Annotated in this window: 11 protein-coding genes, 1 pseudogene and 1 CRISPR repeat array; all 12 genes and pseudogenes read left to right on the top strand. The window is 49.4% G+C overall.

The window, feature by feature from the left end; translation table 11 throughout:
- Positions 1 to 635: 635 nt before the first annotated feature.
- The 12 genes and pseudogenes from cmr1 to PACILC2_RS25075 all read left to right on the top strand — a co-directional run bounded on the left by cmr1 (position 636) and on the right by PACILC2_RS25075 (position 8,288).
- On the top strand, positions 636 to 1,226 hold the full coding sequence (gene cmr1 / locus PACILC2_RS25125) for a type III-B CRISPR module RAMP protein Cmr1 (RefSeq protein WP_213531673.1): 591 nt from the start codon (positions 636 to 638) through the stop codon (positions 1,224 to 1,226).
- On the top strand, positions 1,112 to 1,897 hold the full coding sequence (locus tag PACILC2_RS25120) for a hypothetical protein (RefSeq protein WP_372447241.1): 786 nt from the start codon (positions 1,112 to 1,114) through the stop codon (positions 1,895 to 1,897). The genes cmr1 and PACILC2_RS25120 overlap by 115 nt, the downstream gene beginning before the upstream one ends.
- Positions 1,894 to 2,535: a type III-B CRISPR-associated protein Cas10/Cmr2 gene (locus PACILC2_RS25115; RefSeq protein ID WP_213531670.1), complete on the top strand. Its 642-nt coding sequence runs from the start codon at positions 1,894 to 1,896 to the stop codon at positions 2,533 to 2,535. The genes PACILC2_RS25120 and PACILC2_RS25115 overlap by 4 nt, the downstream gene beginning before the upstream one ends.
- Positions 2,514 to 3,809 (top strand): type III-B CRISPR-associated protein Cas10/Cmr2, encoded by a 1,296-nt coding sequence (gene cas10, locus PACILC2_RS25110; RefSeq protein ID WP_213531668.1) that lies wholly within the window; start codon positions 2,514 to 2,516, stop codon positions 3,807 to 3,809. The genes PACILC2_RS25115 and cas10 overlap by 22 nt, the downstream gene beginning before the upstream one ends.
- Positions 3,691 to 5,031, top strand: coding sequence for a type III-B CRISPR module-associated protein Cmr3 (gene cmr3, locus PACILC2_RS25105; protein ID WP_307860717.1), 1,341 nt, complete (start codon positions 3,691 to 3,693; stop codon positions 5,029 to 5,031). The genes cas10 and cmr3 overlap by 119 nt, the downstream gene beginning before the upstream one ends.
- Positions 5,032 to 5,045: 14 nt before the next feature.
- A pseudogene (locus PACILC2_RS29055) lies at positions 5,046 to 5,228 on the top strand (hypothetical protein); the annotation flags it as partial.
- A gap of 56 nt (positions 5,229 to 5,284) precedes the next feature.
- Positions 5,285 to 6,064, top strand: a complete 780-nt coding sequence (cmr4, locus tag PACILC2_RS25100; protein ID WP_280515400.1) for a type III-B CRISPR module RAMP protein Cmr4 — start codon at positions 5,285 to 5,287, stop codon at positions 6,062 to 6,064.
- A gap of 6 nt (positions 6,065 to 6,070) precedes the next feature.
- Positions 6,071 to 6,442, top strand: coding sequence for a type III-B CRISPR module-associated protein Cmr5 (gene cmr5 / locus PACILC2_RS25095; protein ID WP_213531664.1), 372 nt, complete (start codon positions 6,071 to 6,073; stop codon positions 6,440 to 6,442).
- 3 nt (positions 6,443 to 6,445) lie between these two features.
- Positions 6,446 to 6,913, top strand: a complete 468-nt coding sequence (gene cmr6 / locus PACILC2_RS28250; RefSeq protein ID WP_213531662.1) for a type III-B CRISPR module RAMP protein Cmr6 — start codon at positions 6,446 to 6,448, stop codon at positions 6,911 to 6,913.
- Positions 6,880 to 7,311 carry a type III-B CRISPR module RAMP protein Cmr6 gene (cmr6, locus tag PACILC2_RS28245; RefSeq protein ID WP_213531675.1) on the top strand — a complete coding sequence of 144 codons (432 nt, stop codon included), beginning with the start codon at positions 6,880 to 6,882 and terminating at the stop codon, positions 7,309 to 7,311. Before cmr6 (PACILC2_RS28250) ends, cmr6 (PACILC2_RS28245) begins: the two co-directional genes overlap by 34 nt.
- The gene (locus tag PACILC2_RS25080; RefSeq protein WP_213531661.1) at positions 7,277 to 7,684 is read left to right on the top strand and encodes a DUF6602 domain-containing protein; all 408 of its coding nucleotides are present in this window, start codon (positions 7,277 to 7,279) and stop codon (positions 7,682 to 7,684) included. Before cmr6 (PACILC2_RS28245) ends, PACILC2_RS25080 begins: the two co-directional genes overlap by 35 nt.
- A gap of 139 nt (positions 7,685 to 7,823) precedes the next feature.
- Positions 7,824 to 8,288 carry a hypothetical protein gene (locus PACILC2_RS25075; RefSeq protein ID WP_213531659.1) on the top strand — a complete coding sequence of 155 codons (465 nt, stop codon included), beginning with the start codon at positions 7,824 to 7,826 and terminating at the stop codon, positions 8,286 to 8,288.
- A 310-nt stretch (positions 8,289 to 8,598) separates the two neighbouring features.
- Positions 8,599 to 9,235: direct repeats of the CRISPR family, unit length 32 nt; unit sequence GTCGCTCCCCACGCGGGAGCGTGGATTGAAAC.
- Between the last annotated feature and the right edge of the window lie 50 nt (positions 9,236 to 9,285).

Here is a 9,285-nt window from a genome sequence, read left to right as displayed (position 1 = left end):
CGGGAGCGTGGATTGAAACATCAATGCCCATAGCGACTGTACTTCCGGCCACAGTACGTCGCTCCCTACGCGGGAGCGTGGATTGAAACCCTACAACGTGATTTTGTAAGTAAAACTGCAAAAGGGTCGCTCCCTACGCGGGAGCGTGGATTGAAACAACACTGGTGCAGGAAATGAAACAGCGGCAACATTAGTCGCTCCCTACGCGGGAGCGTGGATTGAAACTTGTCTTCGGCAAATTTACCTTTTGCATGGATTGCAAGTCGCTCCCCGTGCGGGAGCGTGGCTTCAAACGCATCGCTCCAATGCTTGAACCCCTTGTTTTCGACTTCAATCCCATACTTGTGCGTGGTTGTACACACGAATAGACGTATGGCTCGCTCATCGCCCTCCAAAGCAAAGGATATTCCACTTCCGTGTCGCCTGCCCTTCACTTTTTCTCCGAAATTGTTCCAGGTACAATTCACGTCTTTGCATACTTTCTCACACTCATAATCAAATAGTCCCATTTTATAGTCGCAAATACCTAAAATAATGATGAAAATAATTCCATTTAAGTGTAAAATGAGATATATTAAGACGTCCTGTCAGTCATTGAACTGCTATTTTATCGAGTAAAAGGTTGAGGTGATGGCATGACTAGGTCGAATGGAGTAGTTCCGCCTTGTCTCGATACTATCAACAAACGGCTTAGCGATACCAGCAACATTGCGAGCGAAGTCTTCGAAATTCAAACCGTCACCCCGATGATTGGAGGAAGCAGTACGCCCGGTAAAGTCAATGAGAAGGAGCCGGTGCGCAGCGCCTCCATTCGAGGTCACTTGCGCTTTTGGTGGCGAGCCACTCGCGGTGCGGCGTTTGCGGAAGTGTCGGATTTGCGGAGAAGAGAAGCTGAAATTTTTGGAGATACCGAAACTCCGTCCCGGGTTAAAATTTGGGTTAGTTATGGTGAAGCTACAAAAGCTAACGCTTGGGTACCTAATTACATCATGATTAATCGAGAACTGAAAGCGTCTTCTGATCGATTCAAGTTTAACCTTCATCTGCAATATAGTGGCGAAGGGGAAGAGAGCGACAGCAATCCTCTCTCCGTTAAGGCTTTGAAAAGGAAGTGCACGCGGCTTTGTGGGCTTGGGTCAATTTTGGCGGTATCGGCAGCAGAACGCGTCGAGGATGTGGAAGTTTGTTCAGCGTCAAATTCTCTCCAAGGAAACATACTAATCTGAATGATTGGTATGAGTGCAAATTAAAGAGATTCGAGATAAATCTAAACACGAATACTGCAACTCAACAATGGCCGACGTTGAAAGAAGTGCATTTCGGAAAGCGGGGGGAAATTACGGAAGTTTGGAAGCAACTGATTAATAGCTATAAAAATTTTCGTTCCGGTCCAACATGGCGGTCTGAAGCAAATTCGGTCAGACTACTGACCGGGACGGGCAGGCCTAGACAAGCTCCCATTTCGTTCAAGCGTTCGCAGCTTGGGATGCCGATCGTATTTCAAGTCAAAGACCCGAGAGAACCATACCAAGCCCAACTTGTCCCTGAAGGAAAGTCGAGGTTGGCGTCTCCATTAATCTTGAAACCGATTGCTATCAACCATAACGAAGGGGCAGAGCTCATAGAAGGGGCAGAGCTCATAGTCGTTTTAAATCAGCCTCCGATTGAAGCTGTTCGCTTGGAAGTAGTGGAGAGCAAGAAGGATAAGAAAAACAGGAAGGACAGTAATTTCGACATCAATCATCTCGAACAAGTAAAACAAAGAGTTGACAGGAAATGCCCGATAAGTTCTAAAGCGGTTTATGGTCATAAGGACAAGGAACGGTATTCGGCAATCGACGATTTTATCCAAAAATGGATGAAGGGAAATTTTAATAGAAAGTGGAGGGAAAAATGATAGGGGGAGCGGAAAAGAATCAACTCGAAACGACACGGCCGCATACCGTCATGATCATCACGCTTGGTCCTGTTCAGGAATTTATAGCCCAAGCCCGGAAAACGCGCGATTTGTGGTTCGGCTCGCATTTGTTATCGGAAATAAGCAAGGAAGCGGCGCGGCACCTATTAGTAAACCATCAGGCAAACCTTATCTTTCCGCATATCGTTCAAGATCTGGCGCCTGAGAAGCTGAAGTCGTTGAAGGTCGCCAATAAAGTCGTCGCGATTGTGGAAACCGATTCTCCAAGAGAGGTTGCGCTCGATGTGCAGCGTGCGGTCGTACGAAGATGGCATCAATATGCCGATTTGGCCAAAGAGCGTTTGCTTATGCTTGGTTGCATCAACGAATCCATATGGGATCGGCAAGTTAGTGATTTGGTAGAATTTTACGCAGTCTGGGCATCAATAGAATCGTTCGGCAGTTATGCAGCCGCAAGAGAGCAGGCGGAGAATTTGATGGCTGCCCGAAAGACGCTGCGGGATTTTCGTCCGAACAAGAAGGCCAAGCTGTACGGAGACAAAAATCCAGCCTCGATCCCGGCAGAGAGTCCGTGCTGCTTCAAGAGAAACAAGCTTTGTACAAGCGGTTCGGCGTAAAGAAAGGCGAGACGCTCGACGCGATTTCCATGGTCAAGCGAATGTCTCGATATACGACGAATGATCCGCTGGATTTCATTTCTGTTTGCGATATCGCATTTCGGCAATATCAACATAGACTGTCGGGACTGTCCGATACTCCGTTTAACCGACACGTCCGCGATTATTATGAGGAATTGAAAAGAGTATTCCCTGAAATTTCTTCAAAGCGCACCGGTGAATACGAGTCTCCTTATGAGTACGACTCACGATTTTTTTACGCCGGGCGCATTGAAGAAGGGATTGCCGAGTTGGCGCAAGGCAGGCGGACGGAACGGGAACAGGAGCAGCTTGTGCGCCAAATGTCTGCCATGCTGGAGCAGCTCTATCAAAAGACCGGCGTTCAACCGACTCCGTACTTCGCCCTTCTCGTCGCGGACGGGGATCGAATGGGAGAATGCTTGAAAATGATGGACTCGCCGGAAGAGCATCGGCAATTCAGCAAGCATTTGTCGCGATTCGCTGAAAAAGTAGAAGAGATTGTGCAAGGGAGCCCCGAAGTGCCGCTAAATCGAAGAGAAGGACAACTCGTTTACAGCGGCGGTGACGATGTGATGGCGTTTGTCCCGGTATACCGATGCCTGGAGGTCAGTGAACGAATCCGTCAAGCGTTTGCCGAAACAATGGAAGATGCGGTCTCTGGAAATGGACCGAAACCGACGATTTCTATCGGCATTGCAATCGTACATATGATGGAGCCGCTTGGAGAATCGCTGCGCCGCGCCCGTCAAGCGGAAATGGCAGCCAAGGGGCTTCGGGACGCGCTGGCTATACACTTTCAGAAGCGTAGCGGCAGCGAGGAGTTGAAGGTGGTTTTGCCGTTCCGACTTGAACCGGTGCAGGCGATCCGGCAATTGATGGAAATGTACGCCGCAGGGGAGTACTCGACTTCGTTTGCCTACAGTTTGAGACAGTTGCATGCGGATTATGACAGGAGAAAGTCGCAATGGGATTTAAGTCAGGAGGAAATGGGTGAGCTGCTCCACATGGAAGTGCAAAGATTGATCAAGAAGAAAATGCAGCGCAAGGCGATAGGGCAAAATCAAGCGGATCATGCGCCGGACTTGTCACGTTTATCCGCTTTTTTTGATGAATTGAAACATTGGAAGCCGTCGAATGCCGAAACCGTACTGGAACGGCTGCACCGGATTGCCGAACAATTTGTACTTGCCGCTACACTGGGGAAAGCGGGGGGATCGAATGAGCAGACACACTCTGTTCATCCAGCCTCTTGAGCCGCTCATGTTACGGGACGGGCGGCCGTTCGGAGCGACGCCGGGAGCGGAAGCCCGCAGTCTGGACCAAATAACGCCCGGCGTGCTTGCCGGTTCGCTGCGGACGATGCTGGGCAAAGAGCTGCACAGGTCGAATGTTGGCGATTTGCAAAATTCCCCGATCTACCGGTCGGATGTCCGAGGCCCGCTATATATGTGGGGGGAGCGATTGTTCTTCCCGATGCCTCAAGATGTGGAGGTTTACGAACGGAAGCGGGCTGACGGCTCGCGCGAGGTATACGTAGCGGGCAGGAGGCCCTGCCGTCCTCCGGAAGATCGGTCGAAACTCGGATTTCTCGGGACGGGCACAACCGGATTGCACGAAGAGAGGTTATGGCCCGTCATGACCAATGCCAGCGCCAAGCCCTTTCGTCCGGCTCCTGCCTTTATATCGAAAGAATGGATGATCCGATGGCTGTGCGAGGAAGCGGACGAGGAACAATGGACCGAGGCGATTCAGGACTGGCTTAATCATCGGAGAGAGCCGCAATCGAACCGGTCTCCGGAAAAGGACAGCGATCATTTTCGGGAACCATTCGTACGTGAAACACGCGTTCATACATCGATTAATGCGGAAAAATATGTTGCGCAAGACCAGGAACTGTATTCGACGGAATACGTGACGCTGCCATCCGATGTATCGATCGTGGCATCGATAGATACGCCGGATGATTGTCCGTGGCCGGAAGAAGTGAACGGTATCCATTCGTTCGGAGGACGGCGCCGGCTTGCTTATTTCCAAGAACTTTACGATCAACAAGAGATTTGGGCTTGTCCCGAACGGATATTGCAAGTTGTTGACCGTCACGCTCGCACTTCGGAAACGACGTATTTGCGTATGGTTCTAACCACTCCGGCTTATTTCTCCAAAGGTTGGATTCCGGGCTGGTTAAATGAGGAGCTGAAATCGGCCGATAAAGATAAATTTTCAAAGCTGTTTGGCGTTGATCTCACGCTTGAGCTGGTATGGGCGTGCTTGCCGCGTTGGCAGCCTGTTTCCGGGTGGAGCTACAGCGCCAGAAGGGCACATCGGAGAGAAAAGGCCGTGCGCCGAATGGCGCCTGCGGGGAGCGTTTATTTTTTAAAGTTACAAATGGAAGTCCCGAGGATCTTGTACATTTCGTCAAACGCAATTGGCTGGCTCCCGTCTCGGATGACGACCGTCGCAAAGACTCTTTTTTGACCGCCGGAACGGTCATGGTCTTGCTGTATGGGGAATTTGGACACCGGCAAAAGCGCAGTGGGGGGAGAACGATGCTCGATAACAGCAGATTATATATGATTCATTGTATGTCGCCGGTTCATGTCGGAGCCGGACAAGGAGTTGGCGTCATCGATCAACCGATAATGCGGGAGAAAGCGACGGAATGGCCGTTCATTCCCGGCTCCAGCATCAAAGGCGTGCACCGCGAATATTTCAGGCAAAACGTTCGAACATGCGATCGGATATCGCTGGTACTTCCGGGAATGGCGAGGAAGACGAGTGGGTCGCAGCCGCCTTCGGCAAATCGTCCGATACAGCGGATATGGGCAATGCTGGCGCTCTTGTCATGTCGGATGCCCGCATATTGGCGTTCCCAGTGGCAAGCATGAACGGTACTTTCGCCTATGTGACATGTCCGCTCGTTCTCAAACGTCTTCAGCGGGATCTGGACGTTATGAACTTGAAAATGCCGGCACTTGACTGGGATGCTTTGGAACAAAAACTGGACTCTGTGCGGATGGATCATGAAATGAAAGGATATGTAATTATAAGCCGCGGCAGCAAGTTAACAGGACAGAACGATACAGTCTTTTTGGATGAGTTTGAAAGCGATGCTTTGAAAGATGAATCGTTCACGCAATGGAGCGAATGGTTGGCCGATCAGGTCGCGCCTGACGATATATCCGGAAAATTGATAAAGGAAAGGACGGCTCTCGTCTCGGACGATGCGTTTCAATATTTTGTGACGATGTGCAGTGAAATCACAGCCCGCATCCGAATGGATCCGGAACGAAAAACCGTGGAGGACGGAGCGCTTTGGTATGAGGAATATTTGCCGGCGGAGTCTATTCTGTACGGTCTTATTTGGTGCGACTTCAAACCGGCAGGGGGATGGACGGAACGGGACTTGCTGAATGCGTTTCCGGCCGAAGGCGCCTATTTGCAATTAGGCGGCAACGCCAGCGTTGGCAAGGGACGAGTGCGTTGCGTCTATGTCGGAAGGGAGTCGTGACCCGCCATGAGGTCTATTGCAGATACGTACGCCAAGCAAGCTTTGCTATCCGTCCGAAAAGTTCAACAAATGAAATTTGCAAAAGAATACGGACGGTTGTGTCATCAATTTCCGATCATGGTGCTGACGAACGGATTGCGTCTTACAGTAGCCTTTTTCGTCAGCAAACAGAAAGACGAAGAGTCTCCTTATACGGAATATTTAAAACATATCGGGTTGGCGACAGGTCTGGACGAGAATTGGTATAAAGGCGACATTCTGAACGGCTCGATGACGGAATACCGCGATCTGACGCGAAGAATGCTGGCGGCTTCCGTCTGGTTCAAGCGGTATGCGGAAGCTATCCTTAAAGTGGACCCGGCAGACATGGGGGATTGAGCGATGAATGTTCATTTGGCACTTACGAAATTACGCCAGAGCTTCGATACAGAGTTCAATCTGGAGAAGGCAGTCTCTAAAGCGGATGAATCGAACGAGGCCAAAGCGTCGTATTATCGAAACGTCATTCAAATGCACGTGAAAAACTGGGACACGAATAAAGATTGGTACACGCAGAAGTTTCGGCAGTATGAGGAAATGATTAAGACGGAGTTCTCGGGTTTCGCTGTCTCGTTTGAGATGCGGACGAGCTGTTCCTCGCTGCTGCTCATCGGACAAGGCGGTATATCCGTGCTGGAGACGCCTCTGACTTTGCATAAAACGTACGGTCTCCCTTATATCCCGGGAACAGCTCTCAAAGGTCTGGCCTCCCGTTATTATCATCGGCGCCTGGGCTCCCAAAATCGGAATTTCCGGAGTGGGACGCTTACTACAATATCTTATTCGGAATTAAGGAGAAAGCAGGAGTAATAAGCTTTCATGATGCCTGGATTACGCCGGAGACAGCACGTCAAGCTTTTGTACTGGATGTGATGACGCCGCACCATCAATCGTACAACGGAATACGAATCGGAGAGCTCGATCGGCATCAGGGTCAGAGCCGTTTGGATGCGCCCCGTGACGATGATGCTCCGGTTCCGATTCCGTTTCTTGCGGTGAGTGGGACGTTTCGCTTCTATTTAACTTGTTCGCCCGATACCGACAATGGACCAGAATGGTTGCGAATAGCGAGAAAAATTTTGATGCATGCGCTGGAGCATGAAGGGATTGGCGGAAAAACCAATGCAGGCTACGGAAGACTTGAAGCGGAAAAAGGGGAAGGAGACGTACAAGATGGGGAAAAGCCGGAACATCGTTCAGACAACTAACGAAGATTTGATCGATGAGGGGATTTTATCCCAGATTAAGTTAAACTATATTCGTCTTGAAGAAAGCATCATCAGTCAACTTGGAATGGCCAACAAGAAGCATCATGTAACGACGGGAACGTTCCGCGAAGATATATGGAGATCGTTGTTCGAGCAGATTATTCCCCGTAAATTTTCGATCGAACAATCCGTATTTATCATGGATTCTCAAAAACGGGTTTCGAAAGAGGTTGACCTTGCGATTTTTGACGAAATGTATACACCGTATATTTTCGGTACGGCCGTATTAAATATATCCCGATTGAAGCGGTGGCCGTCGTTATTCAGTGCAAAAGTGAGAATGTTACGAATAAAAAGGAAAAGAAAACATTGAGCGATTGGTATGAAAGTATAAAAATTCTTCAGACTTCCCTGAAGTCCGTTACGAGATTTGCAACCAATTTAGGCCTGGGAGAGTTCGAGTATAAAAGGATAAGAATGATAAACCGTGTCTGCCGCCCGGTGGAAGAAGGTTGACGCAGACAGCTACCCGTCCGATTCGAATTCTATGCCATACCAATCAAAAATCGGATGAAGATTTGTTGGAATCGTTTGATATTATTATTCACCCTAAAAGAGATAAGAAAGGTTTGAACGTGTTATTAAATAAAGAGTCGAAAGATCAAGAGAATAATTTAGCGTACTGGTACGAAAGTCTGAATCATGCCAATGAATATTATTCGAACCTGAAGCAAGATTTTTGGGGCGAAAAAAAGTCTGAAGATTTGTCTAAAACATTTAATATTGACAATTATCGTGTGTATGACTCTGCGGATGAAAAATCGAGGACGGAAATATCCGTGTTGTCTCTTACGTTCCTGTTGAATCAATTGCTTATGCTGCTTAATAATCCGATTCCGTTCCCTCACTTGGCGTATGCGAAAATGTTCAATGAAATATCTTCATCGATTTCCCGGAGAGGTTCGCGCTCCTCTTGATGCATTCGGGACTCGAAGGCGTCATCGATACGAGCAACTCATTCATTTTACTTTTCTGCGAAGATCGGGTATGTTGTAATATGGATGTATCGAACGCTACCTTCTTGTGAAAAACCATTGTTTCCGGTTGGTGCGAATGTGAAGCTCCCATAAAATTCCCGGGTCCTTCGCACCTCGAAATTTGTCGAAAACGAAGGATTTTGAGACGATTCATTAAAAGTCAAGCGTAAATCTATACGGAATTGGCATTAATTGCTACGAAATTAAGTGTTATTGATGCCATACTGAGATCGATCGACCTGTTTTTGCTGTCGCTCCCCACGCGGGAGCGTGGATTGAAACTATTTACGAACCTGATAATTTTTTGAGCGGTACGGTCGCTCCCCACGCGGGAGCGTGGATTGAAACCCCGCATTTTTCGGGTACTTGTCCACCTCGTCCATGATGTCGCTCCCTACGCGGGAGCGTGGATTGAAACCGCGATCCAGCGTTCGTACTCGTCGGCGCGCTCTTGTCGCTCCCCACGCGGGAGCGTGGATTGAAACCACGGCGGCGGAACCGCAGCGAACACAGCCAGCGTCGCTCCCCACGCGGGAGCGTGGATTGAAACGCGTTTAATCCGGAGCGCGTATTCGATAGCGGCGTCGCTCCCTACGTGGGAGCGTGGATTGAAACTCGGTACCGGCCATTGCCGATGCGTTCCCGGATATGTCGCTCCCTACGCGGGAGCGTGGATTGAAAATTAGGCACCAAAACGTACCGATTGTCACAATTACGGATGTCGCTCCCTACGCGGGAGCGTGGATTGAAACTTCGTATCCAAGTTTCATCGCACTTGGTCGATTAAGTCGCTCCCTACGTGGGAGCGTGGATTGAAACGGCGTTTGCTTGTCGGAGGATCGGCTCTCTTTCGACGTCGCTCCCCACGCGGGAGCGTGGATTGAAACCGGTACATGCTCCTTGCAAACCTTAATAGTCCAGTCGCTCCCTACGCGGG

The sequence above is a fragment of the Paenibacillus cisolokensis genome (genome assembly GCF_018403665.1).
GTDB classification, from domain to species: Bacteria; Bacillota; Bacilli; order Paenibacillales; family Paenibacillaceae; genus Paenibacillus_AH; species Paenibacillus_AH cisolokensis.
Note: the sequence above shows the minus strand (reverse complement) of the source record. Positions and strands in the feature narration are given on the sequence as shown.